The organism is Arthrobacter sp. AL05, assembly GCF_029960715.1.
Lineage (GTDB): Bacteria > Actinomycetota > Actinomycetes > Actinomycetales > Micrococcaceae > Arthrobacter.
The window spans coordinates 108,027-122,243 of sequence record NZ_JASBRC010000004.1; the positions used below are offsets into that span (position 1 = coordinate 108,027).

At 64.6% G+C, this 14,217-nt stretch carries 15 protein-coding genes; 6 read left to right on the forward strand and 9 right to left on the reverse strand.

Features of this window, described 5'->3' with window-relative positions; genetic code table 11:
- Nucleotides 1-178 precede the first annotated feature (178 nt).
- From QK287_RS06830 to QK287_RS06840, 3 genes are all read right to left on the reverse strand, one after another.
- Nucleotides 179-1,402: a hypothetical protein gene (locus QK287_RS06830; protein WP_282359793.1), complete on the reverse strand. Its 1,224-nt coding sequence runs from the start codon at nucleotides 1,400-1,402 to the stop codon at nucleotides 179-181.
- 92 nt (nucleotides 1,403-1,494) lie between these two features.
- A complete protein-coding gene (locus QK287_RS06835) occupies nucleotides 1,495-1,845 on the reverse strand; it encodes a DivIVA domain-containing protein (RefSeq protein WP_226776107.1) in 351 nt (116 codons plus the stop codon).
- 47 nt (nucleotides 1,846-1,892) lie between these two features.
- Nucleotides 1,893-2,813 carry a TIGR00730 family Rossman fold protein gene (locus QK287_RS06840; RefSeq protein ID WP_282359648.1) on the reverse strand — a complete coding sequence of 307 codons (921 nt, stop codon included), beginning with the start codon at nucleotides 2,811-2,813 and terminating at the stop codon, nucleotides 1,893-1,895.
- 225 nt (nucleotides 2,814-3,038) lie between these two features.
- Here QK287_RS06840 and QK287_RS06845 point away from each other — a divergent pair, with 225 nt between their 5' ends.
- The 4 genes from QK287_RS06845 to QK287_RS06860 all read left to right on the forward strand — a co-directional run bounded on the left by QK287_RS06845 (nucleotide 3,039) and on the right by QK287_RS06860 (nucleotide 6,291).
- Complete coding sequence (locus QK287_RS06845) at nucleotides 3,039-3,794, forward strand: amino acid ABC transporter ATP-binding protein (protein WP_226776105.1); 756 nt, start codon at nucleotides 3,039-3,041, stop codon at nucleotides 3,792-3,794.
- Between the two features lie 59 nt (nucleotides 3,795-3,853).
- Entirely contained in the window at nucleotides 3,854-4,741 is an 888-nt protein-coding gene (locus QK287_RS06850; protein ID WP_253032297.1) for a glutamate ABC transporter substrate-binding protein, read from the forward strand.
- Between the two features lie 90 nt (nucleotides 4,742-4,831).
- Nucleotides 4,832-5,482: an amino acid ABC transporter permease gene (locus tag QK287_RS06855; protein ID WP_226776103.1), complete on the forward strand. Its 651-nt coding sequence runs from the start codon at nucleotides 4,832-4,834 to the stop codon at nucleotides 5,480-5,482.
- The gene (locus QK287_RS06860; RefSeq protein WP_226776102.1) at nucleotides 5,479-6,291 is read left to right on the forward strand and encodes an amino acid ABC transporter permease; all 813 of its coding nucleotides are present in this window, start codon (nucleotides 5,479-5,481) and stop codon (nucleotides 6,289-6,291) included. Before QK287_RS06855 ends, QK287_RS06860 begins: the two co-directional genes overlap by 4 nt.
- 81 nt (nucleotides 6,292-6,372) lie before the next feature.
- On the opposite strand, the gene dapE is transcribed toward QK287_RS06860, so the two are convergent.
- Nucleotides 6,373-7,527, reverse strand: a complete 1,155-nt coding sequence (gene dapE, locus QK287_RS06865) for a succinyl-diaminopimelate desuccinylase (protein ID WP_282359649.1) — start codon at nucleotides 7,525-7,527, stop codon at nucleotides 6,373-6,375.
- A gap of 136 nt (nucleotides 7,528-7,663) precedes the next feature.
- On the opposite strand from dapE, the gene dapD reads away from it, so the two are divergent.
- Nucleotides 7,664-8,674 carry a 2,3,4,5-tetrahydropyridine-2,6-dicarboxylate N-succinyltransferase gene (gene dapD / locus QK287_RS06870; protein ID WP_226776100.1) on the forward strand — a complete coding sequence of 337 codons (1,011 nt, stop codon included), beginning with the start codon at nucleotides 7,664-7,666 and terminating at the stop codon, nucleotides 8,672-8,674.
- Between the two features lie 69 nt (nucleotides 8,675-8,743).
- Nucleotides 8,744-9,595: a hypothetical protein gene (locus tag QK287_RS06875; RefSeq protein WP_226776099.1), complete on the forward strand. Its 852-nt coding sequence runs from the start codon at nucleotides 8,744-8,746 to the stop codon at nucleotides 9,593-9,595.
- A 42-nt stretch (nucleotides 9,596-9,637) separates the two neighbouring features.
- Here the strand turns inward: QK287_RS06875 and QK287_RS06880 are convergent, their stop codons facing one another.
- The 5 genes from QK287_RS06880 to fdxA all read right to left on the reverse strand — a co-directional run bounded on the left by QK287_RS06880 (nucleotide 9,638) and on the right by fdxA (nucleotide 14,119).
- Nucleotides 9,638-10,249: a hypothetical protein gene (locus QK287_RS06880; protein ID WP_226776098.1), complete on the reverse strand. Its 612-nt coding sequence runs from the start codon at nucleotides 10,247-10,249 to the stop codon at nucleotides 9,638-9,640.
- Between the two features lie 57 nt (nucleotides 10,250-10,306).
- Complete coding sequence (locus tag QK287_RS06885; protein ID WP_226776097.1) at nucleotides 10,307-10,945, reverse strand: TetR family transcriptional regulator C-terminal domain-containing protein; 639 nt, start codon at nucleotides 10,943-10,945, stop codon at nucleotides 10,307-10,309.
- Nucleotides 10,946-11,120: 175 nt separating this feature from the next.
- Nucleotides 11,121-12,404, reverse strand: coding sequence for a citrate synthase (locus QK287_RS06890; RefSeq protein WP_226776096.1), 1,284 nt, complete (start codon nucleotides 12,402-12,404; stop codon nucleotides 11,121-11,123).
- A gap of 228 nt (nucleotides 12,405-12,632) precedes the next feature.
- On the reverse strand, nucleotides 12,633-13,781 hold the full coding sequence (dapC, locus tag QK287_RS06895; RefSeq protein WP_226776095.1) for a succinyldiaminopimelate transaminase: 1,149 nt from the start codon (nucleotides 13,779-13,781) through the stop codon (nucleotides 12,633-12,635).
- 11 nt (nucleotides 13,782-13,792) lie between these two features.
- A complete protein-coding gene (fdxA, locus tag QK287_RS06900; protein ID WP_226776094.1) occupies nucleotides 13,793-14,119 on the reverse strand; it encodes a ferredoxin in 327 nt (108 codons plus the stop codon).
- Nucleotides 14,120-14,217 lie beyond the last annotated feature (98 nt).

The window sequence follows — 14,217 nt, forward strand, 5'->3', positions numbered from 1 at the left end:
CGCTTAGTCAATCAAGCTGCCCGGCAGCCGTGATGGGTACCACCAGGGCCACATACTCAGTTTGCTTCTTGTCCTTGCTTACCAGCTATTATCGCGTAACAACGCGGCTGTAGCTAATCGCTGGACTTTCCGACGCGCCGCGCCGCACCGGGCCGGCTGCGCCCAAAGGTGCTCCGCGTCACGGCGGATAGTCCCCTCCGCCGGGCAGTGGCGCCCAGGCCCACAGCCACACGATCCAGACCATCTGCAGCAGCAGGAACATAATCACCAGGGTGCCGCGGTAAGCGCGGGACCGGGAGATGAAGGCCGCGCTGAGGGCCAGCGGGAAGAGCGGCAGCAGCATCCGGAACGTACTGGTCTGGGGGTGCAGGAAGACCAGCAGGTAGCCCAGGTAACAGACACACCACAGCCGCAGTTCAGCGCCCAGCGCACGCACGGGGCGGGACATCATGGCCGCCGCGAACAGCGCAACGAAAGCGAAAGGCGCCAGCACCCCGATAACCGGGCCGAAGAGCAGAATTCCGGTGTCGAACCAGGGTTTTAGCGGCACCAATTCCTCGCCGCGCCAGACGGTTTCAGTTTTTGTATAGGCCTGCAGGTCGCCGGTAACGTACCAGGCGATTGCCGGCCAGGCGAGGGCGGCGATTCCGCTAACCGCCGTCAGCCCGCCGAGCGACCAGAGTTCGGTCCTGCTGTGGGTGGCCGCCAGGGACCGCGCCGCGGCGCCGGTCCCGGGACCATCCCCGAGGGCCGGCCGGCGGGTGCGGGGGTGGTGCTGCCACACCCGGAGGAGGAACAGCATCCCCAGCATCGCGGCGAACGGCACCCCGGTGGGCCGGGACAGGCACATCAGTACGACGGCCGGCATGGCCCACAGGTAGCGGCGCTCCATCACCAGCAGCAGGGCGGTGGACAGCAACAGCAGGTTCAGCGACTCGGCGTAGGGCACCTGGAGCACCGGCGACACCGGGAAGGTGGAAACCAACACCGTTCCCCACAGCGCGGCGCCGGGTGTGGCCCGGAGCCGGAAGAGCCGGTAGATGACAAGTGCCGCACCCAGACCGCAGAGCATGGCAATAAGCGTCAGGGCGAACGCGGGGGTCATTCCGGTCAGCCCGGCGACCACCCGGCCCAGCATGGGAAAGAGCGCGTAGAACGCCCACGCGTTCTCCTGAACGTTTCCGGCACCGTCCGTCGGCAAGACGTCCGGGTAGCCGTTTTGGAGTGCTTCGCCATACCAGCGGGCGTCCCAGATATTTATGAACGACCAATAGTCCGGCTTCGCCGGGAACCAAGGATTGGGGCCCTGGTGCAGGGCGGCGGCCGTAAAAATGCAGGCACTGATGAACCGGGCGGCGGCGTAGAGCCCGGCCACCTGGGCCCACCATGGCCAGCCCGCCAGCCGGGCAGCCAGCCCGACAGCCAGCCCGGCTACACCCCGCCTGGCCGGAACATGCTCGGCCGCCGGCGCCCGGGCCTGCGGCGGTTCACTTCTCACGGTTCCCGCCGACGGCGTGCGAGTTCAGCGCCAAGATCCGCGATGGTGCCGTCTTTGGCGGCGAGCTGGTCCCGCAACTCATCGAGCACCTCGTCCACCTGGTCCATCCGGTAACCGCGAAGGGCCACAGCAAAACGCAGCCGGTCGACGTCGGACGGCACGGCCTGGGCCGGAAGCAGCACCGGCGGAAGGTTGGCAACCGGCTGGTCGAAGCCGTCATCGAGGGCGTGCAGCTCGCCGGAGTCTGTGCCCCGGCGGCCGCGGAAGATCTTCGACGCGTTGCCGGTGCCAAGGAGGAACGCGGCGCCGGTCAGCGCGACCGCAAGAAGGACCAGGAAAAAACTCACTCTCCCATCGTGCCAGACGGGCGCTCCTCCGGCGGGCGGGCGGGCGGTCAGCCGCGCGTGCCGCCGGCTGTTTCTGGGCCGGAGCCGTTTACCGTTCCGCTGGAGGTGCTTGTCCCGTTGGGATTCCGGTGCCGTGCGGCGCCCTCCACAACCAGCGCGACCGCCAGGGCCGGGTCGTCCACGACCTGCAGCAGGTCCAGATCCTCCGCTGACATCATTCCCTCGGAGACCAGCGTGTTTTGAATCCACGCCAGCATCGGCGCCCAGAAGTCTGAGCCGATCAGGACAATCGGGAAGGAGGTGACCTTCCGGGTCTGGACGAGGACCATAGCCTCGAAGAGTTCATCAAGTGTCCCGAGGCCGCCCGGGAGCACAATGAACCCCTGGGCGTACTTCACGAACATGGTTTTGCGGGCGAAGAAGTAACGGAAGTTGATACCCAGGTCCACCCACTGGTTCATCCCCTGCTCGAAGGGCAGTTCGATGCCGAGCCCCACAGACACCCCGTTGCCCTGCACTGCGCCCTTATTGGCTGCCTCCATCGAACCGGGGCCGCCGCCGGTGATCACGGCCAACCCGGCTTCTGCCAGCTGACGTCCCACTTCGACGGCGAGTTCGTAGTTAGTGCTGCCGGGTACGGTCCGGGCCGAGCCGAATACGCTGACCGCCGGGCCCAGGTCCGCCAGCGCACCGAACCCTTCGACAAACTCGCTTTGGATCCTGAGGACACGCCACGGGTCGGTGTGGACGAACTGGCCCGGACCCTTCGTATCCAGCAGCGTGCTGTCGGACATCGTGACTTTGGCAGCTTTGCGCCGCAATTCCAGCGGACCCTTATGCCGGATCCCGGCGACCGGCGGCGCCTCACCAACGCTGGCTGGCGGCTGTCCGGCGCCTGCGCCGGGTGTGTTGCCGGCTGTCGTTGCGGCGCCGGCCGGCTGATCGTGCTGCTGCGAATCTGTACTCATGCCCACAGGGTAGCGCGGATGCCCCGGCCCACAGGGTAGCGCGGATGCCCCGGCCCACCGGCTCAGCCCGCGGGGACACCGCTGCGCGCAGTGCCGGTCCGCAGCGCCGGAGGTTACCCGAGGTTGCCCCAGAGTCTCTGACCTGCAGGTATCTCTTCAATTACGATCCGTAGGAAGTAGGAGTGATTGCGGTCATATGCCGCCGATGTTCGCTAGATTCTTCTTATGACTACTCAAGTGCCCGGCGATGCTCTCGTCTCCCTGAATGCCGTCAATAAGCACTACGGCCAGTTGCACGTGCTGAAGGACATCAACCTGAACGTCCGCAAGGGCGAGGTTGTTGTTGTCATCGGACCGTCGGGATCCGGCAAGTCCACGCTCTGCCGTGCCATTAACCGCCTCGAAACGATCGACGACGGCGTCATCACCATTGACGGGAAGGAACTGCCCGCCGAGGGCAAAGACCTCGCCAAGCTGCGGGCCGACGTCGGAATGGTGTTCCAGTCCTTCAACCTCTTCGCGCACAAAACGATCCTGGAAAACGTCACGCTCGGGCCGATTAAGGTCAAGGGCGAGTCCAAGGCGCAGGCCGACAAGGAAGCTATGACGCTGCTGGAGCGCGTCGGCGTCGGACATCAGGCCCCAAAACTCCCCGCCCAGCTTTCCGGCGGACAGCAGCAGCGCGTCGCGATCGCCCGGGCCCTGGCCATGAAACCCAAGGTTATGCTCTTCGATGAGCCCACCTCGGCCCTTGACCCGGAAATGATCAACGAAGTCCTCGACGTGATGGTCCAGTTGGCGAAGGACGGCATGACCATGATCGTGGTAACGCACGAGATGGGATTCGCCCGCAAGGCAGCGGACCGCGTGGTGTTTATGGCCGACGGTGAAATCATCGAGGACGCCACGCCTGAGGAGTTCTTCACCAATCCCAAAACCGACCGCGCCAAGGACTTCCTGTCCAAGCTGTTGACCCATTAGCCGACCATACGATTCGCATCCTGGCCGTCCACCAATGGCCCTCCAATGAAAGGAATGCCATGAAGGCATTTTTGACCCGTAGGAAATCCCTGTTGATCGCAGCATCCGCTGCAGTAGCCCTCGGCCTGAGCGCTTGCGGCGGCAGCAGCAGCACCACCACCAGCGCCCCGCCGGTCGCCGAGAAGCCGAGCTTTGCAGCCGACACCACCATGGCGAAGCTCTCCTCGGCAGGCAAGATCACCATTGGCACCAAGTTTGACCAGCCGCTCTTCGGCCAGAAGGGCCTGGACGGCAAGCCGGTGGGCTTCGACGTCGAAATCGGCAAGGCCATCGCCGGCAAGCTGGGCATCCCCGCCGACAAGATCGAGTGGGTGGAAACGGTGTCCGCCAACCGCGAGGAATTCATCAAGCAGGGCAAGGTCGACATCATCGTCGCTACCTACACGATCAGCGACAAGCGTAAAAACGAGGTCGACTTCGCCGGACCGTACTACGAAGCCGGCCAGGCGCTGATGGTGAACAAGGACAACACCTCCATCACCAAGCCCGAGGACGTCAAGGGCAAGAAGGTTTGCTCCGTGACCGGCTCAACACCGGCCGGCACCATCGTGGAGAAGTACGGAGCTGAGCTTGTCCCGGCAGCAACCTACTCCGCCTGCCTTGAGCCGCTGCGCAACAAGCAGGTTGAAGCCATCACCACCGACAACGTGATCCTCGCCGGATTTGTCGACAAGGAGCCGGAGGCCTTCAAGCTGGCTTCTGACCAGACGTTCACCAAGGAGCCTTACGGCATCGGCCTGAAAAAGGGCGACACCGCCTTCCGCGGCTGGATCAACGACCAGCTCGAAGCGTTTGCCAAGGACGACACCTACAAGAAGGCTTGGGAAGGTACCGCGGGCAAGGTCATCAAGACCGTCCCGGAACTCCCCGCCATCAACCGCTACTAGCCGGTGTGGCGGCGGCAAGTGCCTTGACCGGCGCGGGCCGCCGCCATTTCCGTCTTCCGCCTGGCCCCCTCAACGCAGCTGAAGGACCCTATGGACGTCATCATTGAAAACCTCCCGGCGTATTGGGACGGATTTCTCAGAACCCTTTTTCTTGCCGTCGTTTCCGGCATTATCTCCTTGATCGTCGGTACCCTGCTGGCAGCAGCCCGCGTCTCCCCGGTGGCGGCGTTGCGGGGGTTCAGCATGTTCTATGTCGAAATTGTCCGCAATACCCCCCTGACCATTGCCTTCTTTTTCGCCGCCATTGTGCTGCCGCGGTTGGGTGTGACGTTCCAGCAGTTCGAAGTTGCCGCGATCATCGCCCTGAGCGCTTACACCTCCGCTTTTATCGCCGAGGCCGTCCGGTCCGGTGTAAACAGCGTTCCAGTAGGCCAAGCTGAAGCTGCACGCAGTATCGGTATGGGTTTCGGCCAGGTGCTCTCCCACATTGTCCTGCCGCAGGCCCTGCGCACCGTGATTCCACCGATGATCAATATCCTGATCGCCCTCGTGAAGAACTCCTCGGTTGCCGGCGCCTTTTTTGTCCTTGAACTCTTCGGCGAGGGCAAGCAACTGGCGAACGCCAATGGTGACAAGGTTCTTTGGGTCCTTGCCGGAGTCGCTTTCTTCTACCTCCTGATCACTATCCCGCTCGGCATCTTTGCCGCCCGCGTTGAACGAAAGGTGGCGATCGCCCGATGACTTCCGTTCTCTACGACGTCCCCGGGCCCAAGGCCCGCCGCATCTCTTTGATCGCTTCTGTCATCGGTGCGCTCCTGATCGCCGGGCTGCTGGCCTTGGCTATCGCCACCCTTGCCTCGCAGGGGATCTTCGAGGCGCGCCGCTGGGAAATCTTCGGCAATCCCGACGTCTGGAAACTCATTGGCGACGGGCTTGGCGCCACCCTGACCGCAGCGGCCGTCGCTGCCGTCATTGCCTTCCCGCTGGGCCTGGTCATTAGCCTGCTGCGGATTTCCTTGGTACCGGCGATCCGGATTCCGATCCGGGTTGTCCTGGAATTCCTGCGCGGCATGCCAGTGGTGCTGATGATGTTCTTTGTACTGCTGGTGTTCGGGACCAGTTCCTACGTCGCCGTCGTTGCAGGGCTCGTGCTCTACAACGCTGCGATCTTCGCGGAGATCATCCGCGCCGGCGTCCAGTCGCTGCCTAAGGGCCAGCGTGAAGCAGGCCTGGCCATCGGCCTGACCAGCTTCCAATCCCGTATGTTCATTGAATTGCCGCAGGCGATCCGCCGGATGCTGCCCTCGCTTGTAGCCCAGCTTGTTGTGCTTCTTAAGGACACCTCGTTGGGGTACATCGTGGCGTACGGTGAGCTCCTGCGCGCCGTGCAGGTCATGGCGGACTTCCTCGGCCCGCAGTTCCTCTTCCCCATCTTCTTTGTGGCCGCGGCGATTTACATCCTGATCAACCTGGCAGTATCCCGGTTGGCCATCTGGATCGAACGCCGTGGCTCGAAAAAAGCAGCCGGCGGTATGGCCAAGGCCAGGTAACCGTCGACACCAAATAGTTCGCTCGCAGCACGAAAAAGGTCCGGAACCAGGGTTCCGGACCTTTTTTGCTGTTTGGCGGTGCTAGCCGGCGAGCCAGCTCCGCAGCGCACGCAGGCATTCGCGGATCGCATCGGCCTCGACATGCTCGTTGTCCTTGTGCGCCAGCAAAGCGTCCCCCGGGCCGAAGTTCACCGCGGGGATGCCCAACTCACTAAAGCGGGCGACGTCGGTCCAGCCGTATTTTGGTTTCGGCTCCCCACCCACGGCAGCCACGAAGGACGCGGCGGCCGCGTGGTTCAGCCCGGGCCGGGCGCCCGCTGCAGCGTCGGTGCGAACGACGTCGAATCCCGCCAGCAGCTTCCTGACGTGCTGTTCGGCGTCGTCCGGGGATTTGTCCGGGGCGAAGCGATAGTTGATTTCGACAACGCAGCGGTCCGGGATGACGTTTCCGGCGGTTCCGCCGTTGATTTTCACCGCGTTGAGGCTCTCGCGGTAGTCCAGCCCGTCCACGTTGATGGTGCGGGGTTGGTACTCGGCGAGCCGGGCAAGGATTGGCGCGGCTGCGTGGATTGCATTGCTGCCCATCCAAGCGCGGGCCGAATGCGCCGCTTCGCCAACGGTGGTCACCTCGAAGCGGATCGTGCCGTTGCACCCGCCCTCGACCGTCCCGTCCGTGGGTTCCAGCAGGATCGCGAAGTCCCCGTCCAGCAGGCCGCCGTGGTTACGGACCAAGCGGCCCAGTCCGCTCTTGACGGCCTCAACCTCTTCGTGGTCGTAGAAGACGAACGTCACGTCCTTGTCCGGCTCCGCGCCTGCGTCGAACAGCCCTGCCGCGAGGGCCAGCTGAACCGCGACGCCGCCCTTCATATCGGTGGCACCGCGCCCGTAGAGAATCCCCTTTCCGGGCGCGCCCGAGGGCCAGTAGGACGGTACGGTACCAAGGGAGCCGTCCGTCGCGGGCAGCGGCACCGTGTCCAGGTGCCCGGCCAGGATAACCCGTTCGGCCCGGCCCAGATTGGTCCGGGCAATGATTGCGTCACCGTCGCGGACCACGTCCAGCCCGTTGATGGCACGCAGGGCATGCTCCACCGCGTCGGCCAGTTCCCCCTCAGCGCCGGAAACACTGTAAATGTCGATCAGCTGCGCTGTCAGCAGGGCAACGTCCTGGTGCAGGTCCAGGCGGGCGGCAGCGTGGGTGCGGGCGTTTGGGTGCAGGTTCGGGTCCGGGGCAGTCACCCTCCCACTTTATCCGCTGGCCTCCCTGGCCGTCCCGCGTATGCGGCATTCCGGGTAACCCCGTCAGCGTCAACCACCCGGTCATGTGGAAGGTGCCGGTTTCGGCCACCGCAGCCGCCGTCGATACACTGGGAACATGACTGAAACCGCTTCTTCCGCCGTGCCCGCCGACGCCCGCTCCGCCTACGGATACGGCGTTGCCACGATCGCGACCGGCAACGGTGCAGCCACCGTGCTGGATGTCTGGTTCCCGGCCCCGGCCCTGGGGACTGCGGCCGAGAGCCTCCGGGATGTAGCCAACGCGGACCAGGCGCTCCTCGAGATCGCCTCGACCGGCGCTGACGCTGACCGCGGCACCGAGCAGAAGGTCGTGTTCGTCCAGATCCACCTTGACGAAGCGCCCGCCGATACCGCAGACGCCTACTTGCGCCTGCATCTGCTCTCCCACCGCCTGGTCAGGCCGAACAGCATCAACCTGGACGGGATCTTCGGCAAGCTCCCCAACGTTGTGTGGACCAGCTTCGGGCCGGCCGCCGTTGAGGGCTTCGAACTGACCCGCGCCCGGCTGCGCAGGCGCGGCGCCGTCACCGTCTACGGCGTGGACAAGTTCCCCCGCATGGTCGACTATGTTGTCCCCTCCGGCGTGCGGATTGCCGACGCCGACCGCGTCCGCCTCGGTGCGTACCTGGCTGAAGGCACCACAGTGATGCACGAAGGATTTGTGAACTTCAACGCCGGTACGCTCGGCAGCTCGATGGTCGAAGGCCGTATTTCGGCCGGTGTGGTCGCCGGTGACGGGTCCGACGTCGGCGGCGGCGCCTCGATCATGGGGACCCTGTCCGGCGGCGGCAAGGAAAAGATTTCGCTGGGCGAACGCGTACTGCTGGGCGCCAATTCCGGGGTGGGCATCAGCATCGGCGATGACTCCGTCGTAGAGGCCGGCCTGTACGTGACGGCCGGCACCCGCGTCCGCGTGGTCGGCGCCAATGACGCCGACGGCGAAGACACCAGCCGGATCGTCAAGGCCGTTGAGCTCTCGGGTGTGCCCAATCTACTGTTCCGCCGCAACTCCTCCACCGGCGAGGTTGAGGTCCTCCCCCGTAAGGGCCAAACCGTTGAACTCAACGAGGCACTTCACGCAAACTAGGCCGGGGTGCGCAAAGATAAAACCGTCGGCAGAATACCGCGGCCCCGGCAGGGCCTGAGGGAGTAGTTCGTGGCACGCAGAGGCAGCTTGCGCCGTCGGCTTGTGCTGCTGCTGACCCTCGCGCTGGTCGCCGGCGGGATCTACACGGCCGTGACCTTCCTGCAGCGCTCGGAAGTCCTTATCACCGAACGTTGTACAGCTGTGGGTGGCAGCAGCGATGATCTTGCCGCGGATCAGGCCGCCAATGCCGGCTTGATCGCGGCCGTCGCCGTCCGGCGGGGCCTCCCGGCCCGGGCGGCCAGTATTGCCTTGGCCACGGCAATGCAGGAGTCCAAGCTCCGGAACATCGGCCACGGCGACGAAGCCGGCCCGGACTCGCGTGGCCTCTTCCAGCAGCGCCCCTCGCAGGGCTGGGGCACAACGGATCAGGTGATGGATCCCCACCATGCGAGCAACGCCTTCTACGATGCCCTGGTGAAGATCCCGGGCTTCCAGAACATGGCCATCACCGACGCCGCGCAGCGCGTCCAGCGATCGGCCTACCCGAACGCTTACGCGGCGCATGAGCCGATGGCCCGTGCTTTCGCCTCCGCACTGACCGGACAGACCCCCGCGGGCCTCGACTGCACCCTGCGGGACCCCGATGCGGCGGGCGACCCGGCCGCCGTGCAGGACAGGCTGACCGCCGACTTTGGCGCAATTCCTGCCACCACGGAGGCCCGGAGCCTTGTACTGGAAACCGAAGGTGCCCAGGCGTGGGCCGTCGCCCAGTGGGCGGTTGCCAACGCCAAGGTCCTCTCCGTCACGGAAGTCCAGGTCGACGGGCGCCAATGGAGCAGGCAGAAGCGCAACGGCTGGCAGCCGGCGGAAATGCCGGCCGGGCTTCTCAGGATCACCGTCGCCGAAGAGCCGGCGCGCTAAGCGGTGAGTTCGGTCCGCATGCAGTGCACGGACCGGCGGAACTCAGACCAGCAAATCCACCACGGGCTGCACAAAGCTGCGGAACAGCTCCGGCTGGGAGAGCAGCTCAGAGCTCATCACGATCTTGTCCGGCTCCAGATACCAGGCCCGGGGTTCTGCAAGTGGAAGTTCAATGATGGTCAGGGTGAAATCCCTGGCGGCCCGGCCCACCTCGAGCAGCCTGTCATCCACCATGTCCTGCAGCAGCTGCACCGACCCAGCGACTTCACGTTCAGCTTCCAACGTCAGGTACTCGCCGCGGCGTTCCCGGGCCCAGGACAGCGCAGCTCCAAAATGCGCCTGGAGTACCCGCCGGAGGGCAGGGGAATTGCCGAAGTCACGGAAGCCGGGCGGACCCAGTTCCGGCGACATCTCGGGATGCGCTTTCAGGAGTTGTTCCCACCACGCCTCCCATTCCGTCCTCAGCGCGCTAACCCCGCCCACCTCCGCGATGAGGTGTGTGTGGTCAGCGGGCCGGATTTTCGGCGCCGCGTGGCATAGGGCTGGATGCCCGGCGCCGTCCAGCCCGGCCGCGTCGCGAAGGTACAGTGCAATGAGCATGGGACCCGAAGTATCCATGGTGATCCGCCAACCCGGCCCGCCTGTGTGGTGCATCCAATTGCCTCCTTGGCACGACGTACGACTCCAGTGTATTCCTCGCGTCAGCCCAGGTTAATGGCTGCCGGGGTGGCTGCCCAGTCCGGTGAGATGGGCCTCCAGCACGTCGCTGCATACCTGCGCGGTCATCCATTCGGGCTGCAATAACGCGTGCATGGTGAGGCCGTCGAGGGTGGCCAGCAGCCGCTCAGCTTCGGTGACCAAACGCTGCTCGTCCTGGCTGGCGTCGGTTCCGGCCGCGGACGAAAGATCCATCACGAGCCGTCCGACGATCGCGGCGACGGCCCGGTGGCTCCGGTCTGCCTCCGCGGCGAGGAAAGGCTTGGTCCGCGCTGCGTTCTTAAAAGCCATCCAGACGCAGGCGTCGACAGCGCGTTCCTCGTCGAGCGGAAGGAACTCGCCCAGCAGGGTTAACACGCCCCGATGGTGTTCCGGGGTCCCGGGCCGGGTCCCGGCGAGGCGCTCGTCGGCGGACTCCAGCCTGCCGACGACCCGGTCCACAACCACTCCGAACGAATGGGCCAAAAGTTCGTCGCTGCTGGCGAAGTAATGGCGGACGGATCCGACAGCCAGTTCGGCCTCGTCTGCGACTTCGCGCAGCGACGCCCGTTCAAGTCCATCGGCTGCGACAATCCGGAAGACCGCTTCGACAACTTCCTGGCGCCGGATTGCGGCGTCGACAAATTTGGGCATTATTCCTTTTTAGCACGAATGTGCCCGCACGACGCCGGGGCGCACCGGCAACCGGCGTCCCACCTCGGCAAATGGTCACCACCGGACCCATGGGCACCATCCCGAGGAGAGATATATACGACGCCGGCCGCTCACCTCGTGGGGTGAGCGGCCGGCGTCGTACTTCTTGAGTGCATTACACGGAGGGGTAGTTGCGCTCCGGCTCGCCGATGTAGAGCTGCCGCGGACGGCCGATCTTGGTGTTGGGGTCACTGATCATTTCACGCCACTGGGCGATCCAGCCCGGCAGACGGCCGATCGCGAAGAGCACGGTGAACATCTTCTCGGGGAAACCCATGGCCTTGTAGATCAGGCCGGTGTAGAAGTCCACATTCGGGTAGAGCTTGCGCTGGATGAAGTAGTCGTCATTCAACGCCTTCTCTTCCAGGCGCAGGGCGATCTCGAGGAGTTCGTCGTTGCCGCCGAGCTTCGTGAGGATCTCGTGCGCCGTCGCCTTCACGATCTTGGCCCGGGGGTCGTAGTTCTTGTACACACGGTGTCCGAAGCCCATCAGCCGGACGCCGTCCTCCTTGTTCTTGACCTTCTCCATGTAGTCCTCGGGCTTGGTGCCGTCGGCCTGGATCTGGCGGAGCATCTTCAGTACGGCCTCGTTGGCGCCGCCGTGGGCAGGGCCGAAGAGGGCGTTGATGCCTGCGGAGACGGAGGCGAAGAGGTTGGCGTTGGAGGAACCAACGAGCCGGACCGTTGACGTCGAGCAGTTCTGCTCGTGGTCCGCATGCAGGATCAGGAGCAGGTCCAGTGCCTTGGCGACGACCGGGTCCACCTCGTACTGCTCGGCGGGCAAGCCGAAGCTCAATCGCAGGAAGTTCTCCACTAGGTTGTGCGAGTTGTCCGGGTAGAGCATTGGCTGGCCGATGCTCTTCTTCAGGGCGTACGCGGCAATAACCGGCATCTTGGCCAGCAGCCGGTAGGTAGAGACCTCCACCTGCTCGGCATTAAAAGGATCCAGCGAGTCCTGGTAGAACGTGGAAAGTGCGGACACCGCGGAGGACAGTACCGGCATCGGGTGGGCATCACGCGGGAAGCCGCTGAAGAAGCCCTTGAGCTCCTCGTGGAGCAGGGTGTGGTGGCGGATCCGCTGGTCAAAGGCTTCCAGCTCAGTGGGGGTCGGCAGGTTGCCGTAGATCAGCAGGAAGGAAACTTCCAGGAAGCTGGAGTGCTTGGCGAGCTGTTCGATCGGGTAGCCGCGGTAGCGCAGGATTCCGGCATCACCATCGATGTAGGTGATGGCGGAGGTGGTTGCCGCAGTGTTCATAAAGCCGGGGTCAAATGCAACGGCACCGGTCTGCTTCAGCAGCTTGGAAACGTCGTAGCCTTCGTTTCCTTCTACAACCTGGATGCGCGGGAGTTCAAGCTCTCCGCCGGCGTGCCGCAGGGTTGCGCTGGTGGTCTCAGTCATGGAGTCTCCTCTGAGGCCTCGGGGCCCCTGTAGAAAGCTGGTCCAACTTCTGGTGAAGCTGCCCACGGAACCTGTTTTAGCCACGGATTCCAACGGCTGCGCTGCCTTCTTGTGGAAAGCCACCATTGATAGTCAGTTAAAAACTACCGGCAGATCCCGGGTGGCACTAATCCAAGGCCACCAGGGACCGACCTAAACGCACCGGATGTGGCACGTGTCACAGCATTCCTACGGCCCCACGGCCAAACGGGCGGCCGCCGCGTCGATCCGTTCGTCACTTGCCGTCAGCGCAACCCGGATAAATCCGTTGCCCGCGTCACCGTAAAACACGCCCGGTCCCACTACGATTCCGCGGTCAGCGAGACGGCCGACGGTCTCCCAGGTGGCCTCTCCGGCGGTCGCCCAGAGGTAGAGACCTGCCCGGGACTCGTGAATCGCCAGCCCAAACCGTTCCAGTGCTGGCACAATGCGTTCACGGCGGCCGCGATAAAGGTCCTTTTGCGCCTGCACATGGACGTCGTCGCCGAGGGCGACGCGCATGGCTTCTTGGACCGGGTACGGAACGATCATCCCGGCGTGCTTGCGGCTGTTGACCAAGTTCGCCACGATGGCGGGGTCGCCAGCCACAAAAGCCGCGCGGTATCCGGCCAGGTTGGACTGTTTGCTCAGCGAGTACACAGCCAGGAGTCCCTCATGGGAGCCCTCCGCAACCTGGGGATCCAGGATACTGGGGACCGGGGAGCCCCCGCGCTGAACGTCCCATTCGCCCCAGCCGAGTTCGGCGTAGCACTCGTCCGAGGCGACGACGGCGCCGAGTTCGCGGGCCTGGCGTACGATGCGGCGCAGTGATTCGGCATCGCGGACGCTGCCGGTGGGGTTCGCCGGCGAGTTGACCCAGACCAAGCGCACCCGTGCCCGGGTTCCGGCATCGAGTTGATCGAGGTCGTCGGCCGGGACGTGCTCTGCCCCGGTAAATGTGGCACCGATATCGTAGGTGGGGTAGGCGACTGTGGGTCGGACAACGACGTCGCCCGGCTTCAGGCCGAGCAGGAGCGGGAGCCAGGCCACGAGTTCCTTGGAGCCCACCGTGGGCATAATGTCCTGTGGATCCAGGCCGGGGACGCCGCGTCGGCGTTCGAACCATGCCGCGATGGCTTCCCGGAGCTCTGCGGTGCCGTGGACTGTCGGGTAGCCGGGAGCGTTTGAGGCTGCACGCAGTGCTTCCTGCACCACCTCGGGAGTGGTGTCCACCGGGGTTCCGATGGACAGGTTGGCGACTCCCCCGGGGTGTTCTGCGGCCCTGGCCAGATACGGTGCCATGGCCTCCCACGGATAGTCGGGCAGGCTGAGACCGAAGTTTCGCAGCGCAGGTGCCACCGGGAACCGCCTTAGTTCTCTTGGTTCTGCGGAGGCAGGACAGCGATCATCGGGTGGTCCGTGTGGGTATTTCCGACCTTTGCGGCCCCGCCCGGGGACCCCAGCTCATCAAAGAATTCGACGTTGGCCTTGTAGTAGTCCGCCCACTCCTCGGGAGTGTCGTCCTCATAATAGATGGCTTCGACGGGGCAGACCGGCTCGCAGGCACCACAGTCCACGCACTCATCGGGGTGGATGTACAGGGAGCGTTCACCTTCATAGATGCAATCGACTGGGCATTCTTCAATACATGCCTTGTCCTTGACATCTACACACGGCTGCGCGATTACGTAGGTCACGTCCCTGGCCTCTCCACGTTGGTTCCGGCGGCTGCCGGATTACTGCTCCCGGCCTGAGCGCCGGGCTGCTGACTTCTGAGCCTATTATCTCCCAGCCG

Coding starts and splice junctions, on each gene's coding strand:
- QK287_RS06840 (WP_282359648.1), bottom strand. CDS start 2,813: ATGAGTACAGATTCGCAGCAGCACGATCAGCCGGCCGGCGCCGCAACG.
- QK287_RS06860 (WP_226776102.1), top strand. CDS start 5,479: ATGACTTCCGTTCTCTACGACGTCCCCGGGCCCAAGGCCCGCCGCATC.
- QK287_RS06890 (WP_226776096.1), bottom strand. CDS start 12,404: ATGACTGAGACCACCAGCGCAACCCTGCGGCACGCCGGCGGAGAGCTT.
- dapD (WP_226776100.1), top strand. CDS start 7,664: ATGACTGAAACCGCTTCTTCCGCCGTGCCCGCCGACGCCCGCTCCGCC.
- QK287_RS06885 (WP_226776097.1), bottom strand. CDS start 10,945: ATGCCCAAATTTGTCGACGCCGCAATCCGGCGCCAGGAAGTTGTCGAA.
- QK287_RS06845 (WP_226776105.1), top strand. CDS start 3,039: ATGACTACTCAAGTGCCCGGCGATGCTCTCGTCTCCCTGAATGCCGTC.
- QK287_RS06880 (WP_226776098.1), bottom strand. CDS start 10,249: ATGCACCACACAGGCGGGCCGGGTTGGCGGATCACCATGGATACTTCG.
- QK287_RS06855 (WP_226776103.1), top strand. CDS start 4,832: ATGGACGTCATCATTGAAAACCTCCCGGCGTATTGGGACGGATTTCTC.
- QK287_RS06850 (WP_253032297.1), top strand. CDS start 3,854: ATGAAGGCATTTTTGACCCGTAGGAAATCCCTGTTGATCGCAGCATCC.